A 20036-nucleotide genomic window follows, 5' to 3' on the forward strand; every position below is an offset into this window, starting at 1 on the left:
CAACTCCCTGAAGTGCAACCTATAGTGGTTCCGCGTGGCTTCGTTCCGAGCCCGGCTGGGGCTCAGAGTGATTGAGGATCCGACTGGGATCCCGAAGTGGTACGGATGTGGTCAACTTAAGCGTGACCGATGAGCTCGATCAGGAAAGGCGCGAAGCCTAGAGAAGGCAATGTTTTTGTTTCCAAAAGATAAGTTTATCAATTTGCGGCGAACTCTTGCTGACCATCGTGAACCGTCGGCGGAACAATGCCTAGTTGTATCATAATGGTGTTAGCAAGTACCGAGATTGGGCTTGCGCCACATCTCGGTAATTCTGGAGCTGCAACCCTAAGGAGATTCTTTCAAACCGCCGCCGGGGCGTTCCTCGACCTCGCTGACGTCATGGATGGCCGGGTCGCCCTCCCGGCGGAATGACCGCATGTCAGCCATCTCGCTCGGCTTCGAGGCGGTCCACCACGGCTGATGTCAGGCGCTGCAGATCGTTCAGCTGAGCGAGATAGGGGCAGGGCTCCTCGAGACGCTCCCGCACCGCGCCCATGTCGAAGACGTTCGGCCCGTCGAGGTCCGGAAGTTCGTCCCAGGTGACCGGGACCGCAACCGGCGCGCCTTCGCGTGCCCTCAGCGAATAGGGCGCGATTGCCGTCGCTCCCCGCTCGTTCCTGAGCCAGTCGATGAAGATGCGGCCCTTGCGCTTTGCTTTCGACATGGTGGCCGTGAAGCGGCCCGGTTCGGCCTCGGCCATCACATGCGCCACGGTCTTGGAGAAGGTCTTGACCAGGTCCCAGTCATGGCTGCGATGGAGCGGGAGCCAGACGTGAATGCCCTTGCCGCCGGTCACCATCGCACCGGACGCGAGACCCAGATCGCCCAGCCGATCGCGCAGATCGCAGGCGGCGGAGCGCACGTCGTCCCATCCCAGCCCCTCGTCGGGATCGAGATCGAAGATCAGGCGGTCCGGTCGCTCGAGCTTGTCGACCCGACTGCCCCAGATGTGGAACTCGACAGTGCCCATCTGGGCTGCAGCGACGAATGCTTCCGTTCGCGTTGCGTAGATGTAGGTTCCGGTGCTGCCGCCCGATTCCTCGATCTCGATCTCTTCCAGTGCGTCGGGAAAGCCCTTGCCTGCGTGCTTCTGAAAGAACGTCTCGCCCTCGATGCCCTGGGGCGCGCGAACGAGCGACAGCGGACGGTGCCCGGCGATCTCGGTCAAGCGCTCGCCGACCCGCTCGTAGTGCAGGGCAATGTCGAGCTTGGTGCAGTGCGAGGAGGGAAACACCTCGCGACCTGGGTGAGAGATGCGCACGCCGGCAACCTCGTCCTCACTCTCGGAATTATCCGGTTTCTCGGGTCTCACGTCTTCGGCTCCCTTGTCGGCGCGCGTCCCCTGGTAGGCGCCGTGGCGGACATGTCCGTCTTCCGTGAGTTCGGTGAACTCGACCTCGATCACAGTCTCAGGGGTGACCCAGACCGCATCTTTCGCGATATCCTGCGGCACGTCCTCGAACGGGGGTGTCTTGCGCGTCTTGAACCCCTGAGAGAGCGTTTTGAGATCGTCCTCGGAATAGCCCGTGCCGACGCGCCCTCGGTAGCGGAGGCCGTCCTTGTCCGCCTCGCCGACCAGGAGCGAGGCGAAAGGGCGATCTTTGCCCGAAGGCGTATAGCCACCCACAACGAATTCCTGCCGGTTTACGCATTTGACCTTGCGCCAGGCTTTCGTCCGGGTGCCGGCATAGGGTGCGTCCGCCTTTTTGCTGATGATGCCCTCGGCGCCGGCCTTGCAGGCCGCCTTGAAGATGTCGGCGCCGCCTCCTCGGACCTGATCGGTGAGCCGCAGGGGCCCGGCCTCCGGCACGCCCCGGAAGAGCTTCTCGAGCCGCTCGCGGCGCTCGGTCTGCGGAGCATCGGTCAGGTCCTCCCCGTCGATCTCGAGGGCGTCGAAGCAGAAGTAGACGAGATCACCACCGCTCGAGAGCGCATTTTGCAGCGACGAGAACGGCGACCCCTTCACCTTCGCCGCCATCACCTCTCCGTCGAGCAGGGCGCTGTCGCAAGGCAGAGGGTCGAAAGCCCCGGCGAGAGCGCCGAACTTCTCGGTCCAATCCTTGCCGTTGCGGGTCCAGAGGGTCACGCCGCCCTTGCCGATCGCCGCCAGCGCTCGGTAGCCGTCGAACTTCGTCTCATGCAACCAGGCGTCGCCGGTCGGTGCCTCTGACACCAGGGTGGCGAGTTGCGGCTTGCGGAACTTCGGCGCCTTGCCCGTTCGCTTCGGGGCATCGTCCTTTCTATTTCTGGCTTTGGCGTCTTTTGCGATCTCTTCGAAGGTGCGCCCGGTCGCGACCGACGTTTCGAACTCCGTGGTCAGCGCGCCGGCGCTGTCGCTCGCGTAGTCGTCCTTCTCCTTGATCAGCAGCCACGCCCCATCGCCGCCCTTCTTGAACCGCACGAGTGCCCATCCGCCCCGCATCCGCTCGCCGGCGATGTCCATCTTGAGATTGCCGTCCGACAGCATCTCTTCGACATCGCCGCGCGGCGTCCAGGTGCCCCTGTCCCAGAGCATGACCGTTCCGCCGCCATATTCCTTCTCTGGGATCGTGCCTTCGAAGTCGCCGTAATCCAGCGGATGATCCTCGGTCCGCTGCGCCAGACGCTTGTCGCCGGTGCGTGGACTCGGCCCCTTCGGAACCGCCCAGGACAGAAGCACACCGTCATGTTCGAGCCGCAGATCGTAGTGGAGGGATGAAGCGTCGTGCTTTTGAATCGAGAACCACCGATCGCCGTCACGCGCCCTGCCGCTCGTGCCTTTCGGCTCCGACGTCTTCGAGAAATCGCGACGCGCTTTGTAGTCCTTGAGGCGGTCGGCCATCACGAAGCCTTCTTCTTCGAGGTGGAGGAGCGCGATTTCGACCCGGACTTGCCCTTGGCCTTCGAACTCGAGGACTTGGATGAGCGCGTGGACTTGGACCCGGATCCGCCCTCGGACGTCTCGACGCTCTTACGCAGCGCGCTCATGAGGTCCACGACGTTGTCTCCGTCATTACCGCCATCGTCGCCCGCCTCGACGGTATCGGTCGTCTTGTCCTTGCGCTTTGCGTCGATCAGCTCCTTGAGCGCCTGATGGTAGCTGTCGGTGAAGGCCGACGCGTCGAAGGGTTTGGTCTTCTTGCCGATGAGCTCCCGGGCAAGCTCGAGCATCTCCTCGTCCGCCTTTTCGTCGGCGATCTTGGAGAACATCGGATCGGCGTCCCGGATCTCGTCCTCGTACCGCAGGGTCTCGAGCAGAAGCCCGTCGCCGCAGGGGCGGATCGCCGCGAGGTGCTCCTTGCCGCGCAGGGTGATCTGGCAGAGTGCCGTCTTACCTTCGGCCCGGAGCGCGTCACGGACCACGCGGTACGCGTCTTCGGCAAGCTCGTCCTGCGGCACGATGTAGTAGGGCCGCTCGAAATAGAGAGGTGGTATGTCCCCGCTCTCGACGAACTGGACGAGCTTGAGCGTCTTCGACGTCTCGACCTTCAGCGCGTCGATCTCTTCGGGCTCAAGGAGGATGTACTCGTCCTTGCCGGTCTCGTACCCCTTCACGATCTCGTCCGCATCGACCGGGCCGACGCCCTTCACGGTCTTTTCGTAATGGACGCGCTTGCCCGAAGGTTCGTGGATCTGCCGGAAAGAGATCCGCGCCCCGGACTTGGTCGCAGGATAAACCTCGATGGCGATGGTGACGAGCGACAGCCGAAGCTGCCCCTTCCAAACGGCGCGTGAAGCCATGGCGCGACCCTTTCGATGACCTCTCGCTCAACGCCGAACGGCGGGGCCCGGTTTCCTCGGCGGCAAGCCCGCTCTGCCGCAAAAAACAGACCCGCCGAGACGCGGATGTTTGATTGGTATCAAAGCAGTCAGCGCTTGAACTCGGGCACCCTGCGAAATGAGCACCGATAATGGAGGACAAGGTGAATCAAATGGCACAACTTCCCGAGCCACAGGCCGCGCAGGATCCGGTCAAATGGTGGTCTAGGTCGATCTCGGCCGCACCGCCAATGACGCTGCTCGAGACGTGGATGGACGTGTTCAGCGAGGTGCAGAGCTTTCTTGCCGAGCGCATCCGCGCGGATGTCGCGACGCAGCATGCGCTTCTGCACTGCACCAATCCCGTGGATGCGCAGGTGATCGGGCTGCGTCATCTCCACAAGCTGGCGGAAGACTACCACCGCGGGGCCGGCCGGGTGACGTCGCTCCTGCATGCGGTTCCCGGCGCAGCTTCGGTCCTAGACGAGTGAGCGGAGGACATGGTCCGTCCCTGCATCGGCGCACGCGACCGGCATGACCGTATGACTGCGATTCCCGTCGAGAGAGGCAGACCTCTAGCGCGACACAAGCATGTAAGGGGCGGGCAATGACCTCGATCCTGATCGTCAACGGCCACCCGGACGGTGCGGAGGCTCATTTCTGCGGCGCGCTCGCCGATGCCTATGCAGAGAGCGCGCGGAAGGCAGGACATGCCGTGGCGCGTATCGACGTCGCCGACGATGCGGTGGGCTTCATCCATTCCAAGAGCGAATGGACCAACGGCGATCCGCCCGATTTCGTGACTGCGGCGCAGAAGGCGATCCTGGCCGCGGATCACATCGTCTTCGTGTATCCGCTCTGGCTCGGGACGATGCCGGCCAAGCTCAAGGCCTGGCTCGAACAGGTGCTGCGTCCTGACTTCATCGGCATGTCCGAGGGCGTGACGTTTCCGAAAGGCCTCGCAGGCCGCTCGGCGCGGATTGTGGTGACGATGGGCATGCCCGCGCCGTTCTACCGGCTCTGGTACGGCGCGCATTCCTTGCGGAGTTTCGACCGCAACATCCTGCACTTCGTGGGCATCAAGCCGGTGCGCTGGACATTGTTCGGTATGGTCGAGGGATCGGCCAAGGCACGAAGGCGCGGTCTCTCGCGGATGGCCGCGCTCGGCCGCGCAGGCCGTTAAGGGCGGGACGACCATGTTCGCGATCGGCCCGAGGGATGGACCACTCTTAAGGTGCGTCCCACATTGTTGTCGCCGCGAGGCGGCGCGTTCTAGCTCTGGTCCGTCCTGAGAGTTCCCCAGCCGCGTGCGGATCCCTTGAGACGCGGCCCGCCGCGGCTCTTGCGCGCGAGCGCCGCCGTCTGCGGTGTGGTCGAGCGGGTGAGAGGCGAGGCCTTGAACGCGATCTTCTCGTCTTGCGGAACCGCGGCGCGTGCGCGCAGTCGGATGAGCGCGAAGAGCACCAGAAGCCCATGGGCTCCGCCGGTGATCCAGAAGAGGCTGGAGCTGCCGAGCGAGGTCATGGCAAGGCCTGCGGCGGACGGGCCGACGATGGAACCGAGCCCGAAGACGAAGAGCAACCCGCCCGAGACCTGGAGCCCCGTGCCCTCGGCCGCGTGGTCGTTGGCATGAGCGACGATCACCGGATACATGGAGAAGACCGCCGCTCCGAAGACCGCGGAGGCGATCAGGATGGTCTGTGTCGCGGTAAATATCCCGGCGATGAAGCTGGCATCCGCCACAAGGCCGAGCAGCGCCACGACGATCAGCACGATCCGCCGGTCGAACCGGTCCGACAGCGCGCCAACGGGCACCTGGGCCAGCGCGCCGGCGACAAGAGGCACCGAGGCGAAGATCGCAACCTCGTCGAGTGTCAGACCGAGCCGCGAGGCGTAGACGGCCGCAAGGGCGCCGAACGCTCCGTTCGAGGTGCCAACCATGAAGACCGAGAAGACCGCGATCGGCGAATTCCGCCAGAGTGCCGGCAGGTCGAGGGAGACCGAGGTCAGCGGGGCCGGGGTCTGGGAGGCACTTACCGCGGTCGGCAGAAGGGCGAGGCAATAGACCATGGCCGCGACGACGAAGAACACGAAGCCCGACGGATCGCCGAGCGTCAGGGCAAGCTGCCCGAGCGTCGTCGCGGCGAGGTTCACCATCGTGTAGACGCCGAAGATGCGGCCGCGCGCATTCTTGTCCGCGCGTTCCGACAGCCAGCTCTCGACGATCATGGCGGCCCCGGCGAAGCAGAAGCCCGAAATGCCTCGGGTTGGGATCCACACCCAAGGCGTGAGGAACAGGAGCGACGCCAGCACCGTGATCGCAGCGAGCGCGCACATGGCGCCGAAGGCGCGCACGTGTCCGACGCGGCGCACGAGCCACGGTGTCGCGACGCAGCCCGCGACGTAGCCGATTGCCCAGCCGGTACCGAGAAGGCCGAGCGAGAAGGCGGTGAAGCCTTCGATCTCGCCGCGGATGGGGAGGAGAAGCCCGTTCATCCCCCCGGCGAAGAGCAGAAAGGCTGAGCCGAGAAGGAGGGCGGCGACGGAGGCGAGACTGCGCAGGATCATGGGCGGGGTAGGCGCGTTTCTTGGCGGGGATCGGTGACGGCCGCGTGCCTACTAGGCCTTTCCTTACGCTGGAAGGCTGAATCGCACATTGACGACAGCAGCTGACGGAACTGTGGTCGACGGGTGCAGGAGCGGGGTCTGTGGACCCCGGCCACGCACTCGGGTAAGCGGGGTCGCGACACGAACATGAGGGGCGTTGAGAGACATGTCTGATCCGAATCTTCCCGACATCATCTACACCAAGGTGGACGAGGCGCCCGAGCTGGCGTCGTACTCGCTGCTGCCGATCATCCGCAGCTTCGCGGACGCCGCCGGTGTGAGCATCGGGCTCAAGGACATCTCGCTTGCGGGACGGATCCTCGCGACCTTCCCGGATTACCTGTCCGAGAACCAGCGCCAGTCCGACGACCTCAAGGATCTCGGCCGGATCGTGAAGGAGCCCGAGGCCAACGTCATCAAGCTGCCGAACATTTCGGCCTCCGTCCCGCAGCTTGTCGCCGCGGTGAAGGAGCTGCAGGGGCAGGGCTACGGCATTCCCGACTATCCCGAGGAGCCGTCTTCGGACGAGGAAAAGGAAGTCCGCGCCCGCTACGACACGATCAAGGGCTCGGCGGTGAACCCGGTCCTGCGCGAGGGCAACTCCGACCGCCGCGCCGCCGGGGCCGTGAAGCGCTTCGCGATGAACAATCCCCATTCGATGGGTGAGTGGTCGAGCGACAGCAAGACGCGCGTCGCGTCGATGTCCGGAGGCGATTTCTACTCGAACGAAGTTTCGGCGACCCTCTCCGCGGCCCAGGCAGGCGACGCGAAGATCGAGCACGTGGCCGCCGACGGCACAGTGACCGAGCTCAAGTCCGGCGTGTCCTTTCCCGAAGGCACCGTCGTCGACGCGACCTTCATGAGCGCCAAGAAGCTCGACGCCTTCCTTGCCGAGGAGATCGAGAAGAGCAAAGAAGAGGGCGTCCTCTTCTCGCTGCACATGAAGGCGACGATGATGAAGGTCTCGGACCCGATCATCTTCGGTCACGCGGTGAAGGAGTTCCTCAAACCCGTCTTCGATAAATACGGCGACGAGTTGAAGGCCGCTGGCGTGAACCCGAATTCCGGCATCAAGGACATGCTCGCGCGGCTCGACGACACCGGCAAGGGCGACGAGATCCGCGCCGAGATCGACAAAGTTATGTCCGAGCGTCCGCCGATGTACATGGTCGACAGTGGCAAGGGCATCAGCAACCTGCACGTGCCCTCCGACGTCATCATCGACGCGTCGATGCCCGCGGTGATCCGCGCCGGCGGCAAGGGCTGGGGGCCGGACGACGGGCAGCACGACGTGAATTGCGTGATCCCCGACAATTCCTACGCGCCGGTCTATGACGAGACGATCAAGGTCTTCAAGGAAAGCGGCCAGCTCGACCCGACGACCTGCGGTACGGTGCAGAACATCGGCCTGATGGCGCAGAAGGCCGAGGAATACGGCTCGCACCCGACGACCTTCGAGATCCCGAGCGCAGGCAAGGTGAGGCTGGTGCTTGCCAATGGCGACGTGCTGCACGAGCACGAGGTCGAGGCGGGCGACATCTGGCGGTCGGCCTCGGCCAAGAAGGCACCGATCGAGGACTGGGTGAAGCTCGCCATCGAGCGTCAGAAGGCCGAGGGCTGCGAGGCGATCTTCTGGCTCGACGAAAGCCGCGCGCATGATGCCGAGCTCATCAAGTTCGTGAAGCCGATCCTTGAGGAGAAGGGCGTCGCGGACAAGTTCAAGATCATGGCCCCGCGGGAGGCGACGCGGCAGACCATCGAGACGATCCGGAAGGGTAAAAACTCCATCGCGATCACCGGCAACGTGCTGCGCGACTATCTGACGGATCTTTTCCCGATCCTCGAGCTCGGCACCTCGGCCAAGATGCTCTCGATCGTGAAGCTGATGAATGGCGGCGGGCTCTTCGAGACCGGCGCGGGCGGGTCGGCACCGAAGCACGTCCAGCAGTTGGTGGAAGAGAACCACCTGCGCTGGGATTCTCTCGGGGAGTTCTGTGCGCTCGGCGAGAGCCTCAAATTCCTCGCCGACCAGCGGGGCAACGAGAAGGCGCGAGTGCTCGGCAAGGCAGTCGAGACGGCGACGCAGGGCGTGCTCGACAACGACCGCTCGCCCTCGCGCAAGGTGGGCCAGCCAGACAACCGCGACAGCCATTTCTGGTTCGCGCTCTACTGGGCCGAGGCGCTGGCGGCACAGACCGACGATGCCGACATCGCGGCGCATTTCAAGCCGATCGCCGATGCCATGAAGACCAATGCCGACAAGATCACACAGGAGCTTGCAGAAGCGCAGGGGTCTAAGGCGGATATCGGCGGCTATTACCACCCGGATGCGGACAAGACCGCGAAGGTGATGCGACCGTCGGCGACGCTGAACGATCTGATCGGCTGAACGGCCAGATCGACAAACTGGAAAGGCTCGGCAGATGCGTCGGGCCTTTTTCGTTCGCGCCAGACTTCTTTACCGGTTGTAAACGAATTCAGGGCAGTTTCGGCGCAAGTCGGCCCCGCTGATCCCCCGCACAGGTTCCGCCGATCTCTTCGACACTAGCCTCCTACGGGTCCGACGCAAGTTGGGCCCGCACTCACGGAACGATACGCCAATTTTGGGCGTGCGCTGGCCCGGTCCGTTGTTGAAGCTCGCCCCCTCCGCACGGGAGGAGGTGCTGCCCCGGCCGCTACCACCCAGATACCGAATGACATGCGATGGGACCGGCAATCTACCGGGCCGGTCGCCATGCCGGACCCCGCCCCGTCGCCGAAAGCAGCTCCGTCGACACTATCCGTTTGCGAGCCCTGAAACCTCCGGCTGACAGGTCGTGTCGAGCGCGCGGATGCAGAGTAGCGGCGGGCTGCGACGGGGAACAGCAAGGCACCACGGTGATTCAAGCCGGCACCCCTGAAAATTCAAAGCTTGCCGCAATGGCTGTGAAAACATCCAAGCGCACCGGCGCCGCGCCGCCGGAAGCACTCTTCGGCACGTCCTGGACAGGCAAAGCACGAAAACGTTGACGCACGGATCTTGAATTACTTGCAAACCGTTCTCATTCCAACTTCAGTATTGCGAACCAGTCGCAACAACTCCCGCAGGTGGAACAGAATGCTGAAGATCCGACCGCTCGTCCTGTCGCTGCTCCTAGGATTGCCGGCGGCAGCCGCGCATGCGCAGGACAAGCCGAAGGTGGTGACGACATTCACGGTGATCGCGGACATGGCGCGCAACGTGGCGGGCGGCGAGGCGGAGGTCGTCTCGGTGACCAAGCCCGGCGCCGAAATCCACGGCTACGAGCCGACGCCCGGCGACATCGTCGCGGCGCAGGATGCCGATCTGATCCTCTGGAACGGCCTGAACCTAGAGCTCTGGTTCGAGCAGTTCCTGTCGAATCTCGGCGATGTGCCATCGGCCACGGTCTCGGACGGCATCGCGCCGATCCCGATCGCGGAAGGCGCCTACGAGGGGCAGTCGAACCCGCACGCCTGGATGGGTCTCGACAGCGCGCTCGTCTACGTCGACAACATTGCATCCGCGCTCAGCGAGATCGATCCGGGCAGCGCCGAGGTCTATGCGGCCAACGCCGACGCATACAAGGGCAGGATCAGGGCGACGCTCGAGCCGGTAAGACACCGGATCGCGTCGATCCCCGAAAGCCAGCGCTGGCTCGTCACCTGCGAGGGGGCGTTCTCGTATTTCGCCCGGGATTTCGGGCTGAAGGAGCTCTATCTCTGGCCCATGAACGCCGACCAGGTGGGCACGCCGCAGCAGGTGAGGACCGTCATCGACGGCGTGCGGGAGCATGACGTCCCGGCGGTCTTCTGCGAAAGCACCGTCTCGACCCGTCCGGCCGAGCAGGTAGCGCGCGAAACGGGAGCCGAATTCGGCGGCATCCTCTATGTTGACAGCCTGAGCGAGGAGGGAGGCCCGGTGCCGACCTATCTCGACCTCCTCCGGGTGACCGCGACGACCGTGGCCGACGGGCTCGCATCGCGGGATGGGTCGTGATGCTCGACAGGTTCGCCGATACGGGCCAGGTGCAGGCAGACGAGGGCATCGTCGCGCGGGACGTCGCCGTCACCTACCGCAACGGCCACACCGCGTTGAACGGCACGAGCTTTGCAGTTCCGAAGGGCACGATCACCGCGCTCGTTGGTGTGAACGGCGCGGGCAAGTCCACGCTCTTCAAGGCTATCATGGGGTTCGCGCCCGTGGCGCGCGGAGAGATCCGCCTGCTGGGCATGTCGGTGACCGAGGCGCTCAAGCGCAACCTCGTCGCCTATGTGCCTCAAGCCGAAGAGGTCGACTGGGCCTTTCCGGTCCTCGTCGAGGACGTGGTGATGATGGGCCGCTACGGGCACATGGGCTTTCTGCGGCGGCCGAAGCCCGCGGACCGGGCGGCGGTCGACGTGGCGCTCGAACGCGTGAGCATGTCCGAGTTCCGGCACCGCCAGATCGGCGAGCTGTCGGGCGGGCAGCGTAAGCGCGTCTTTCTGGCGCGGGCCCTGGCGCAGGAGGGGCAGGTGATCCTGCTCGACGAACCCTTCACCGGTGTCGACGTCACAACCGAGGAGCAGATCGTCGCCCTCCTGCGGGATCTGCGGGCGGAAGGTCGCGTGATGCTGGTCTCGACCCACAATCTCGGCTCGGTTCCCGAATTCTGCGACAGGACGGTGCTCGTGAAGGGCACCGTGCTTGCCCATGGCCTCACCCGGGACGTCTTCACCAAGCGCAATCTCGAGGCGGCTTTCGGCGGTGTCCTGCGACAATTCACACTCGGCGGGGAAGCCCTGCACGCGGATCACGACGCGGATGCGCGCTCAGTGTCGATCTTCACGGACGACGAGCGGCCGCTGGTAACTTATGGCGAGCGGCAGCAGACAAGCGGGGACGGATCGTGATCGTCCTTCTGGAGCCCTTCACCTACGGCTACATGACGAACGCGATGTGGGTCTCGGCTCTCGTCGGCGCGGTCTGCGCGTTCCTGTCCGCCTATCTGATGCTGAAGGGATGGTCGCTGATCGGAGACGCGCTGGCCCATTCCGTCGTGCCGGGCGTCGCCGGAGCCTACATGCTCGGACTGCCCTTCGCCCTTGGCGCCTTCATCGCGGGGGGCCTCGCCGCCGGCACGATGCTTGTCCTCTCGGAGCGATCGGGCCTCAAGGTCGACGTGATCATCGGTCTCATCTTCACCGCTTTCTTCGGCCTCGGCCTGTTCCTCGTCTCGCTGAACCCCATGGCGGTCAGCGTGCAGACCATCACCATGGGCAACATCCTCGCGATCACCCCCGCGGACACGCTGCAGCTGGCGATCATCGGGATCGGCTCGCTGGCGGTGCTTCTGCTCAAATGGAAAGATCTTCTTGCGGTATTCTTCGACGAGACGCATGCCCGTTCCATCGGCCTCAGGCCCGGACGGCTCAAGGTCCTGTTCTTCACGCTCCTTTCGCTGGCCGTAGTGGCCGCCATGCAGACCGTGGGTGCCTTCCTCGTCATCGCCATGGTGGTGACGCCGGGGGCGACCGCCTACCTCCTTTGCGACCGTTTCCCGCGGCTTCTCGCGCTCTCGGTTGCGATCGGATCGGGAACGAGTTTCATCGGTGCCTATGCGAGCTTCTTCCTCGACGGCGCGACGGGTGGGATCATCGTCTGTCTGCAGACGCTGATCTTCCTCGCCGCGTTCGTCTTCGCTCCGAAACACGGATTGCTCGCAGCGCGCGCCCGCGCTGCGGATACGCTGGCCCGAACCGCGCCCATGCAGGAGCCCGCGGAATGAGCTTCGATCTCCTCCTGCCGTTTCAATTCCCGTTCATGCAGAACGCCTTTCTGATCGGGCTCATCGTGGCGGTGCCGACGGCGCTCCTGTCCTGCTTCCTTGTCCTCAAGGGTTGGGCCCTGATGGGCGATGCGGTCAGTCACGCGATCCTTCCCGGCGTCGTGCTCGCTTGGATCACCGGTCTGCCGCTGATCCTAGGGGCCTTCGCGGCCGGGATGGGCTGCGCGCTCCTGACGGGCTATCTCGCCGAGAATTCCCGGGTGAAGCGCGACACCGTGATGGGCGTCGTCTTCTCGGGCATGTTCGGTCTCGGGATCGTTCTCTATACCCAGGTGAACACGACCCAGCACCTCGACCATATCCTCTACGGCAACATGCTGGGCGTGGGGCCGCGGGATCTCTGGACAGCGGGGCTCATCTCCGCCGCGGTTGCGCTGGTCCTGCTGCTGAAATGGCGAGACTTTCTGTTGCACGCCTTCGATCCGGCGCAGGCAAAGGCGTCGGGCCTGCCCGTCGCATTCCTGCACTACGCGCTTCTGTCTATCCTGTCCCTCACCGTCGTTGCGACCTTGTCCGCAACGGGCCTCATCCTTGCCGTTGCGCTTCTCATCGCCCCGGGCGCGATCGCGTTCCTGACGGTCCGCAGGTTCGGCGCAATGCTCGCTGTCTCGATTGTCGTTTGCGCCTTGTCGATGTCCGCTGGCACTTACCTGAGCTTCTGGATCGACAGCGCGCCCGCGCCGACGGTCGTGCTGATCCTCACCACGGTCTTCATAGTGGCCTTTGCGCGGCGCCTCTGGGCAACTAAGCGCGCGTCACGCCGGGCCGCGGCCTGATCTCGTCGGCGGCCATTGATTTTCCACATCCTCCGTGGCCGAGAGCGTCCCGCACCCTAGGTCCGTTGCGAAGATTGCACGCACCGTACCGGGGGAGACACACCATGATCCGTACGCCGTTCGCCGCCGCGCTCGCCACATTCGCGTTCGCCGCCCCGCTCCATGCCGACATCGTCGTGTCGTCCAAGATCGACACTGAGGGGGGCCTCCTCGGAAATATCATCGCGCTGGCGCTCGAGGACGCGGATCTGCCTGTGACGCGCCGCCTGCAGCTCGGCGGCACGCAGGTCGTGCGCGAGGCAATCCTGTCGGGCCAGATCGACATCTACCCCGAATACACCGGCAACGCGGCGTTCTTCTTCAACGAGGCCGACAAGGACCTCTGGAAGAACGCAGAGGAGGCTTACGCCCGGGCCAAGGAGCTCGATGCCGAAAACGACGTCACGTGGCTGGAGCCGGCCTCGGCGAACAACACATGGGCAATCGCGGTGACCGGCGACGTGGCCGAGGAGAACGAGCTCTCTACCATGTCCGACTTCGGCGCGTGGGTCTCGGAGGGCGGCGAGGTGAAGCTCGCGGCATCGACCGAATTCGTCTCCTCGCCGGCCGTTCTGCCCGCAATGCAGGAGACCTACGGGTTCGAGCTTTCCGAGGACCAGACCGTGATCCTGTCGGGTGGCGACACCGCCGCGACGATCCAGGCCGCCGCACGCGGCACGTCGGGCGTTAACGCGGCCATGGTCTACGGCACCGATGGAGGCGTCGCGGCAACCGGGCTCAAGGTGATGGAAGACGATCAGGGCGTGCAGCCCGTCTATGAGCCGGCGCCGATCGTGCGGGCCGAGATCCTCGAGGAATATCCGGAGATCGAACAGGTGCTGAACCCGATCTTCACGAGCCTCGACCTTGAAACTCTGCAGGAACTCAACGGTCGCATCCAGGTCGGCGGCGAGCCGTCCGAGGCGGTCGCCCGCGATTACCTGACACAAGCCGGAGTGCTCGACGGATCGTGACCGAGGCAACCATGAAGCGCGCCGCGGGCTCGGTATCGCCGACGGGGCTCCTGTTCGCCGCGATCGGTGGCGCGGGGCTTGCGCTGCCCTTCGTCACCTTTCGCGAGAACCGCATCGTTCTGGGGGAGGGAGTGGCGGCATGGGCAGCCGTCCCGCCCGGTGCCGCGGCCTTCTGTATCGCCGCGATCCTCGGAGGTCTGATCATCGGTCTGGCGACAGATCGGCCCTGGCCGCGCTTCGGAGGCAGCCTCGTCGGCCTCGCCGGGCTTTTGGCACTGCTCTCCGCCTCCGCAGAGGCGCTGCTCGCCGATGCGCTTGACCTCGCGCGTGTTGCGCCCGGGGCAGGCGTCTGGATGCTGCTCCTCGCGCTCACGCTCCTGATGGCAGACGCGCTCTCGGCGCTGAAGCCCGGCCCGTCCGCGCGCGCGGCTATTCTCGTTGTGCTCCTTGGCGCGCTTGCGGCGGTGCTGGCCTCGGGTCTTCTGGCCGATATCTCGACCATGCAGGAATACCGTGCGCGCGCGGCGAGCTTCCGGGCCGAGACGATACGCCATCTCTGGCTTGCATTCGGCTCTCTCGGGGCGGCGGCGCTCATCGGCTTCCCGCTCGGGATCCTGTGCCACCGGCGGGCCTCGCTCCGCGCCGCGACGCTGCCGACATTGAGCCTGCTTCAGACCATCCCGTCGCTGGCGATGTTCGGGATCATGATCCCGATCCTTGGATGGGTGGGTGCGACGGTGCCGGGGGCACGGTCTCTCGGTATCGCCGGTATCGGGTTCGCCCCGGCCTTTGTCGCGCTGCTTCTCTATTCGCTTCTGCCCGTCGTCTCGAACACGGTCGCCGGTCTCGACGCCGTGCCGCGCGCGGCGCAGGAGGCGGCGCGCGGGATGGGCATGACGGTGGCGCAACGTCTGCGCACGGTCGAGTTGCCGCTCGCGCTACCGGTCATGCTGGCGGGCATCCGGATCGTGCTCGTCCAGAATATCGGCCTCGCAGTGATCGCGGGGCTCATCGGCGGCGGGGGCTATGGCACTTTCGTCTTTCAGGGGCTGAACCAGACCGCGACGGACCTCATCCTGCTCGGCGCGCTGCCGACGGTACTGCTCGCCATCGTTGCAGGCGTCGTCATGGACATCCTCGTCGATGCCACCCGAAAGATCCCCGAGGAAAGCGCATGATCGAGATCGACGCACTCACCAAGATCTACGGCGAGACCCGCGCGGTCGACGCGGTGTCGATGACGGTCGAGACCTCCTCGATCACCGCCATCGTCGGCACCTCCGGCTCGGGCAAGACGACGCTCCTGCGTATGGTGAACCGGCTGGTGGAGCCGTCCTCGGGCGAGGTCCGCATTAACGGCGAGCGCACCGCCGACATGGCCCCCTACAAGCTGCGCCGCCGCATCGGCTACGCGATCCAGGGGCACGGGCTCTTCCCGCACCATTCCGTCGGCCGCAACATCGGTGCCGTGCCGCGGCTGCTCGGCTGGTCCAAGAAGGACATCCGCGCGCGCGTGGACGAGCTTCTGGAGCTGTTCGGGATGGAGCCGGACGCCTTCCGCGACCGCTTTCCCCACGAACTCTCGGGCGGTCAGCAGCAGCGCGTCGGCGTCGCCCGTGCGCTCGCGTCCCGACCCGATCTCATGCTGATGGACGAACCCTTCGGTGCACTCGATCCAATCATTCGCGCGCGGGCCCAAGAGGATCTGCGCCGCATCCAGCGCCAGCTCGGCTCGACGATCATGCTCGTCACCCACGACATGGACGAGGCGATCCGGCTCGGCGACCGGGTTGCGGTGATGGATGGGGGCAAACTCGTCCAATACGCCCCTCCCGAGGAGATCGTCTCGCGCCCGGCCTCGGACTTCGTTGCCGAGATGGTTGGCGACAACGAGCGGCCCATCCGCCTGCTCGCGCTGATCCCGGTCGCTGACGCGATGGAGGAGGGAAATGCGGAGGGTCCGGCCGTGGCCGCGACTGCAAGCCTCCGCGATGCGCTCGCGATGGGGCTCTGGTCCGCCCGTGACGCGCTCCCCGTGGAGCGGGATGGCGAGGTGGTCGGACGGGTGACCATGGACGCGATCCGCGCCCGGGCAGAGCGGCCGGAATGACGTCATGGCCCGGTCTTGTCCTGCGCGGTGTCATCCTCGCGCTGGTGGTCGCCCTCGTCACCGTGCCCGAGGCGTTCCGCCCGGTCTTTGCCCCCGTCGCACCGACACCGCAGCAAGCGATCTACACCCGCACCTCGATCCTGTCGCTTGCGATGTCGCATCTCGCGCTTGTCGCCATCGCCTGCGCCGCGGCGACCATCGTGGCGGTCACGCTGGCGATTGCCGTGTCGCGCCCCGGTGGGGCCGCATTCCGACCGCTGTCGCGCACCATCGCCAATGTCGGCCAGACCTTTCCGCCGGTTGCGGTGCTGGCGCTGGCCGTACCCGCTCTTGGCTTCGGGTCAGGGCCGACGCTGGTGGCGCTCTTCCTCTACGGGTTGCTGCCGGTCTTCGAGAACGCCATGACTGCCTTCGCGACGCTGCCTAAGACAACGCTCGACGCCGCCCGCGGCATGGGACTCACCCGGGCGCAGAGGCTATGGCAGGTGGAGCTTCCGCTCGCCCTGCCGGTAATCCTCACGGGCGTGCGGCTGTCGGTCGTGATCTCGCTCGGCACCGCGACGATCGGCTCGACCGTGGCTGCCTCGACGTTGGGAGAGGTCATCATTGCGGGCCTTCTGACCAACAACACCGCCTTCGTTCTGCAGGGCGGCCTGATCGTCGGGCTCTTCGCGGTGTTGATCTACGACGCGTTCGTGCTGCTCGAGGTCTGGCTCGCCCGCAGGACGGGGCGAGCCACAACCCGCTGAGCAGACAAAGTAAAACCCCCGAAGGCATCCGCCCCGGGGGTCGTCATTCTCATCGCTGTTCGGAAGTGCCGCTCCTCAGAGCATGCCTTCGCGCTGCGCCTTCTTGCGTGCCAGTTTACGGGCACGGCGGATCGCTTCGGCCTTCTCGCGCGCTTTCTTCTCAGACGGCTTTTCGAAATGTTGCTTGAGCTTCATTTCACGAAAGACGCCTTCGCGCTGGAGCTTCTTCTTCAGGGCCCGGAGGGCCTGATCGACGTTGTTGTCGCGAACGCTAACCTGCATGTGGTTGTCACCACCTTTCTGAGTTGGAGTTGCAAGGAAATGCAGGAGGTGGCCGTATAGCAAAGCATCGCTAGCTTGTCCAGTGCCCGGCCCGGGCACCCGAAGCGAGGCCAGAGGAGCGAAAGATGACAGAAGATCCGAAGGATGCGCTGATCGATGCGGCGCTGATGCACGTGCCGTTCGACGGCTGGTCCGAGACGACCTTTCGCGCCGCTGCCGAGGATGCCGGGGTCGCGCCCGCCGTGGCGCGCGGACTCTTCCCGAGAGGCGCGGTGGACCTCGCACTCGCTTTCCATGCGCGGGGCGACCGGCGCATGGTGGAGCGGCTCCAGTCCATGTCGCTCGACGGCCTGCGATACCGGGACAAGGTCGCCCGCGCGGTCCGGACCCGGATCGAGGCGAGCGAGGACAGGGAGGCCGTTCGACGCGGCATGACGTTGTTTTCGTTGCCGATGTACGCGGCGGACGGAACGCGGGCGCTGTGGAACACGGCGGATGCGATCTGGACCGCGCTCGGCGACACGTCGGAGGATTTCAACTGGTACACCAAGCGGGCGACGCTCTCGGGGGTCTATTCCTCGACCGTGCTCTATTGGCTGGGGGACGATTCGCCCGGAAGTCACGAGACGTGGTCGTTTCTCGACCGGAGGATCGACGACGTGATGCGGATCGAGACGGCCAAGGCGAGTGTGCGGAAAGTGCCGTTTATGGGAAAGCTGATGGACCTGCCGAACAGGTTCGTCGGGCGGCGTCCGAAGCCGCGGGACGATATTCCCGGGCAGCAGCGGCAGTAAAACTTCCTGATAACAAGCGCATACGGTGGCGCGGTGACGTGACGAGGGTCACGGCTTGTCGGTGTGGCGTGAAAGAGAACGAGGAGACGAGCGGTGAGCGAGACGATGCGAGTGGTGGAAATCAGCCAGTCCGGCGGGCCCGAGGTCCTGAAGCCAGCGGAGCGCGAGATACCGGCTCCGGGTCATGGCCAAGTCCTTATCAAGATTGCCTATTCCGGCGTGAACCGGCCTGATGCGTTGCAGCGGGCGGGGATGTACGCGCCGCCGCCCGAGGCGAGCGATCTGCCCGGGCTCGAGGCGGCGGGAGAGATTGCCGCGGTCGGGCCGGGTGTCGACGATCTCGAGGTCGGAGACGAGGTCTGCGCGCTTCTGCCGGGGGGCGGATACGCCGAGTACGCTGTCACGCCGGCGGCGCATTGTCTGAGCGTTCCCAAGGGGATGGACCTCAAGCTTGCGGCGTGCCTGCCCGAGACGTACTTCACCGTCTGGTCCAACGTCTTCCAGCGCGGACGTCTTCAGGCGGGGGAGACGTTCCTCTGCCACGGCGGCTCGTCGGGGATCGGGACGACGGCGATCCAGCTTGCCCGGCATTTCGGCGCGCGGGTCTTCACCACCGCCGGATCACCCGAGAAATGTACGAAATGTAAGGAACTCGGCGCGGAACGTACGATAAATTACCGCGAAGAGGACTTCGTCGAGGTTCTGAAGGCCGAAGGCGGCGCCAACCTCATCCTCGACATGGTCGGGGGCGGCTACATCAAGCGCAACCTGCAGGCTCTGGCCGTCGAGGGGCGGCTGGTGATGATCGCCTTCCTGTCGGGGCCGAAGGCCGAGATCAATTTCGCGCCGGTGATGGCCAAACGGCAGACGATCACCGGATCGACGCTGCGGCCGCAGAGCGATCTGGCCAAGGCGCGGATCGCCGAGAGCCTCAAGGCGCATGTCTGGCCGCTGCTCGAGGCGGGGACGGTGGGGCCGATCATGGATCTGGAATTCCCGCTCGAGAAGGCGGCGGAGGCCCATGCGCGGATGGAAGGGTCGGACCATATCGGCAAGATCGTTTTGAAGGTCGCGTGAGCGAGGGAGGACAAGACATGGCAAAGACGGTGATCATCGAGGAGCCCGGCGGGCCCGAGGTTCTCAAGGTCGTGGACCGCGAGGTGGGCGAGCCGGGACCGGGCGAGATCCGCATCCGCCACGAGGCCTGCGGACTCAACTACATCGACGTCTACCAGCGCACGGGGCTCTACAAGATGGAGATGCCGCACGCGCTCGGCATGGAGGCGGCGGGCATCGTCGAGGCGGTGGGCGAGGGGGTCACGCATCTCGCGCCCGGCGACCGCGCGGCCTATGCCTCGGCGCCTCCGGGCGCCTATTGCGAGGCGCGGGTGATGCCCGCCACTCAGGTCTGTCCGCTGCCCGAGGCGATCTCCTTCGAGGACGGCGCGGCGATGATGCTCCAGGGCATGACGGTGCAGTACCTCTTTCACCGCACGACGCCCCTCGGGCCCGGCGACACGGTGCTGTTTCACGCCGCGGCGGGCGGCGTCGGGCTCATCGCCTGCCAGTGGGCGAAGTCCGAGGGCATCCGGCTGATCGGGACGGCTGGGACGGACGAGAAATGCCGGCTGGCCGAGGAGCACGGCGCCGATACCTGCATCAACTACCGCGATGCCGACTGGGTGCAGAAGGTGAACGAGCTGACCGATGGCAAGGGCGTGCAGGCGGTCATGGACGGTGTCGGCAAGGACACGTTCATGGGCTCGCTCGACTGCCTCGCGCCGCTCGGCATGATGATGTCCTTCGGCAATGCCTCGGGGCCGGTGCCGCCGTTCGAGATCGCGACGCTCGGCGCGAAGGGGTCGCTCAAGATCACGCGGCCGACGCTCTTCACCCATATCGCCGATCACGAGACCTGTCAGGAGATGGCGCGGATGCTCATGGAGAAGGTCGGCAGCGGTGCGGTGAAGATCCGCGTCGATCAGCGCTTCCCGCTCGACCAGGTGGCGGAGGCGCACCGTGCGCTGGAAGCCCGCAAGACCACCGGCTCGACCATCCTGACGGTCTGAGCGCGGCGGTCACAAGCGCGTCAGCGTGGCT

General features: G+C 65.4%; 18 protein-coding genes. 14 read left to right on the forward strand and 4 right to left on the reverse strand.

Features of this window, described 5'->3' with window-relative positions:
* Positions 1–421: 421 nt before the first annotated feature.
* Both ligD and ku read right to left on the reverse strand, forming a co-directional pair.
* The gene (gene ligD, locus OCH239_RS12880; RefSeq protein ID WP_037263341.1) at positions 422–2863 is read right to left on the reverse strand and encodes a DNA ligase D; all 2442 of its coding nucleotides are present in this window, start codon (positions 2861–2863) and stop codon (positions 422–424) included.
* On the reverse strand, positions 2863–3762 hold the full coding sequence (gene ku / locus OCH239_RS12885; protein ID WP_037263343.1) for a non-homologous end joining protein Ku: 900 nt from the start codon (positions 3760–3762) through the stop codon (positions 2863–2865). Before ku ends, ligD begins: the two co-directional genes overlap by 1 nt.
* A gap of 191 nt (positions 3763–3953) precedes the next feature.
* On the opposite strand from ku, the gene OCH239_RS12890 reads away from it, so the two are divergent.
* The gene (locus OCH239_RS12890; protein ID WP_157577869.1) at positions 3954–4271 is read left to right on the forward strand and encodes a hypothetical protein; all 318 of its coding nucleotides are present in this window, start codon (positions 3954–3956) and stop codon (positions 4269–4271) included.
* A gap of 116 nt (positions 4272–4387) precedes the next feature.
* Positions 4388–4963, forward strand: a complete 576-nt coding sequence (locus tag OCH239_RS12895; protein WP_037263347.1) for an NAD(P)H-dependent oxidoreductase — start codon at positions 4388–4390, stop codon at positions 4961–4963.
* A gap of 89 nt (positions 4964–5052) precedes the next feature.
* Here the strand turns inward: OCH239_RS12895 and OCH239_RS12900 are convergent, their stop codons facing one another.
* Complete coding sequence (locus OCH239_RS12900) at positions 5053–6348, reverse strand: MFS transporter (protein WP_244430355.1); 1296 nt, start codon at positions 6346–6348, stop codon at positions 5053–5055.
* Between the two features lie 205 nt (positions 6349–6553).
* On the opposite strand from OCH239_RS12900, the gene OCH239_RS12905 reads away from it, so the two are divergent.
* The 9 genes from OCH239_RS12905 (at position 6554) to OCH239_RS12945 (ending at position 16860) form a co-directional block, all read left to right on the forward strand.
* Positions 6554–8776, forward strand: coding sequence for an NADP-dependent isocitrate dehydrogenase (locus tag OCH239_RS12905; protein ID WP_037263348.1), 2223 nt, complete (start codon positions 6554–6556; stop codon positions 8774–8776).
* Positions 8777–9484: 708 nt separating this feature from the next.
* Complete coding sequence (locus OCH239_RS12910; RefSeq protein WP_037263350.1) at positions 9485–10384, forward strand: metal ABC transporter substrate-binding protein; 900 nt, start codon at positions 9485–9487, stop codon at positions 10382–10384.
* Positions 10384–11277 (forward strand): manganese/iron ABC transporter ATP-binding protein, encoded by an 894-nt coding sequence (locus tag OCH239_RS12915; protein WP_037263352.1) that lies wholly within the window; start codon positions 10384–10386, stop codon positions 11275–11277. Before OCH239_RS12910 ends, OCH239_RS12915 begins: the two co-directional genes overlap by 1 nt.
* Positions 11274–12152 carry a metal ABC transporter permease gene (locus OCH239_RS12920; protein ID WP_037263354.1) on the forward strand — a complete coding sequence of 293 codons (879 nt, stop codon included), beginning with the start codon at positions 11274–11276 and terminating at the stop codon, positions 12150–12152. The genes OCH239_RS12915 and OCH239_RS12920 overlap by 4 nt, the downstream gene beginning before the upstream one ends.
* Positions 12149–12988 carry a metal ABC transporter permease gene (locus OCH239_RS12925; protein WP_037263355.1) on the forward strand — a complete coding sequence of 280 codons (840 nt, stop codon included), beginning with the start codon at positions 12149–12151 and terminating at the stop codon, positions 12986–12988. The genes OCH239_RS12920 and OCH239_RS12925 overlap by 4 nt, the downstream gene beginning before the upstream one ends.
* 104 nt (positions 12989–13092) lie before the next feature.
* A complete protein-coding gene (gene osmF, locus OCH239_RS12930; protein WP_037263356.1) occupies positions 13093–14001 on the forward strand; it encodes a glycine betaine ABC transporter substrate-binding protein OsmF in 909 nt (302 codons plus the stop codon).
* Positions 13998–15179 (forward strand): ABC transporter permease, encoded by a 1182-nt coding sequence (locus OCH239_RS12935; RefSeq protein WP_244430356.1) that lies wholly within the window; start codon positions 13998–14000, stop codon positions 15177–15179. The genes osmF and OCH239_RS12935 overlap by 4 nt, the downstream gene beginning before the upstream one ends.
* Positions 15176–16111, forward strand: coding sequence for an ABC transporter ATP-binding protein (locus tag OCH239_RS12940; RefSeq protein ID WP_037263359.1), 936 nt, complete (start codon positions 15176–15178; stop codon positions 16109–16111). Before OCH239_RS12935 ends, OCH239_RS12940 begins: the two co-directional genes overlap by 4 nt.
* A complete protein-coding gene (locus tag OCH239_RS12945) occupies positions 16108–16860 on the forward strand; it encodes an ABC transporter permease (RefSeq protein ID WP_037263360.1) in 753 nt (250 codons plus the stop codon). The genes OCH239_RS12940 and OCH239_RS12945 overlap by 4 nt, the downstream gene beginning before the upstream one ends.
* Before the next feature lie 75 nt (positions 16861–16935).
* Here OCH239_RS12945 and rpsU read toward each other — a convergent pair whose 3' ends face one another.
* Positions 16936–17142 carry a 30S ribosomal protein S21 gene (gene rpsU, locus OCH239_RS12950; protein WP_008207378.1) on the reverse strand — a complete coding sequence of 69 codons (207 nt, stop codon included), beginning with the start codon at positions 17140–17142 and terminating at the stop codon, positions 16936–16938.
* A gap of 125 nt (positions 17143–17267) precedes the next feature.
* On the opposite strand from rpsU, the gene OCH239_RS12955 reads away from it, so the two are divergent.
* The 3 genes from OCH239_RS12955 to OCH239_RS12965 all read left to right on the forward strand — a co-directional run bounded on the left by OCH239_RS12955 (position 17268) and on the right by OCH239_RS12965 (position 20005).
* Positions 17268–17936 carry a COQ9 family protein gene (locus tag OCH239_RS12955; protein ID WP_037263362.1) on the forward strand — a complete coding sequence of 223 codons (669 nt, stop codon included), beginning with the start codon at positions 17268–17270 and terminating at the stop codon, positions 17934–17936.
* Between the two features lie 93 nt (positions 17937–18029).
* Complete coding sequence (locus OCH239_RS12960) at positions 18030–19013, forward strand: NAD(P)H-quinone oxidoreductase (protein ID WP_037263363.1); 984 nt, start codon at positions 18030–18032, stop codon at positions 19011–19013.
* A gap of 17 nt (positions 19014–19030) precedes the next feature.
* Positions 19031–20005 (forward strand): quinone oxidoreductase family protein, encoded by a 975-nt coding sequence (locus OCH239_RS12965; protein WP_037263365.1) that lies wholly within the window; start codon positions 19031–19033, stop codon positions 20003–20005.
* The last annotated feature ends 31 nt before the right edge of the window (positions 20006–20036 follow it).

It is taken from the genome of Roseivivax halodurans JCM 10272, from assembly GCF_000521785.1.
GTDB lineage: Bacteria > Pseudomonadota > Alphaproteobacteria > Rhodobacterales > Rhodobacteraceae > Roseivivax > Roseivivax halodurans.

Coding starts and splice junctions, on each gene's coding strand:
- ligD (WP_037263341.1), bottom strand. CDS start 2,863: ATGGCCGACCGCCTCAAGGACTACAAAGCGCGTCGCGATTTCTCGAAG.
- ku (WP_037263343.1), bottom strand. CDS start 3,762: ATGGCTTCACGCGCCGTTTGGAAGGGGCAGCTTCGGCTGTCGCTCGTC.
- OCH239_RS12890 (WP_157577869.1), top strand. CDS start 3,954: ATGGCACAACTTCCCGAGCCACAGGCCGCGCAGGATCCGGTCAAATGG.
- OCH239_RS12895 (WP_037263347.1), top strand. CDS start 4,388: ATGACCTCGATCCTGATCGTCAACGGCCACCCGGACGGTGCGGAGGCT.
- OCH239_RS12900 (WP_244430355.1), bottom strand. CDS start 6,348: ATGATCCTGCGCAGTCTCGCCTCCGTCGCCGCCCTCCTTCTCGGCTCA.
- OCH239_RS12905 (WP_037263348.1), top strand. CDS start 6,554: ATGTCTGATCCGAATCTTCCCGACATCATCTACACCAAGGTGGACGAG.
- OCH239_RS12910 (WP_037263350.1), top strand. CDS start 9,485: ATGCTGAAGATCCGACCGCTCGTCCTGTCGCTGCTCCTAGGATTGCCG.
- OCH239_RS12915 (WP_037263352.1), top strand. CDS start 10,384: ATGCTCGACAGGTTCGCCGATACGGGCCAGGTGCAGGCAGACGAGGGC.
- OCH239_RS12925 (WP_037263355.1), top strand. CDS start 12,149: ATGAGCTTCGATCTCCTCCTGCCGTTTCAATTCCCGTTCATGCAGAAC.
- osmF (WP_037263356.1), top strand. CDS start 13,093: ATGATCCGTACGCCGTTCGCCGCCGCGCTCGCCACATTCGCGTTCGCC.
- OCH239_RS12940 (WP_037263359.1), top strand. CDS start 15,176: ATGATCGAGATCGACGCACTCACCAAGATCTACGGCGAGACCCGCGCG.
- OCH239_RS12945 (WP_037263360.1), top strand. CDS start 16,108: ATGACGTCATGGCCCGGTCTTGTCCTGCGCGGTGTCATCCTCGCGCTG.
- rpsU (WP_008207378.1), bottom strand. CDS start 17,142: ATGCAGGTTAGCGTTCGCGACAACAACGTCGATCAGGCCCTCCGGGCC.
- OCH239_RS12955 (WP_037263362.1), top strand. CDS start 17,268: ATGACAGAAGATCCGAAGGATGCGCTGATCGATGCGGCGCTGATGCAC.
- OCH239_RS12965 (WP_037263365.1), top strand. CDS start 19,031: ATGGCAAAGACGGTGATCATCGAGGAGCCCGGCGGGCCCGAGGTTCTC.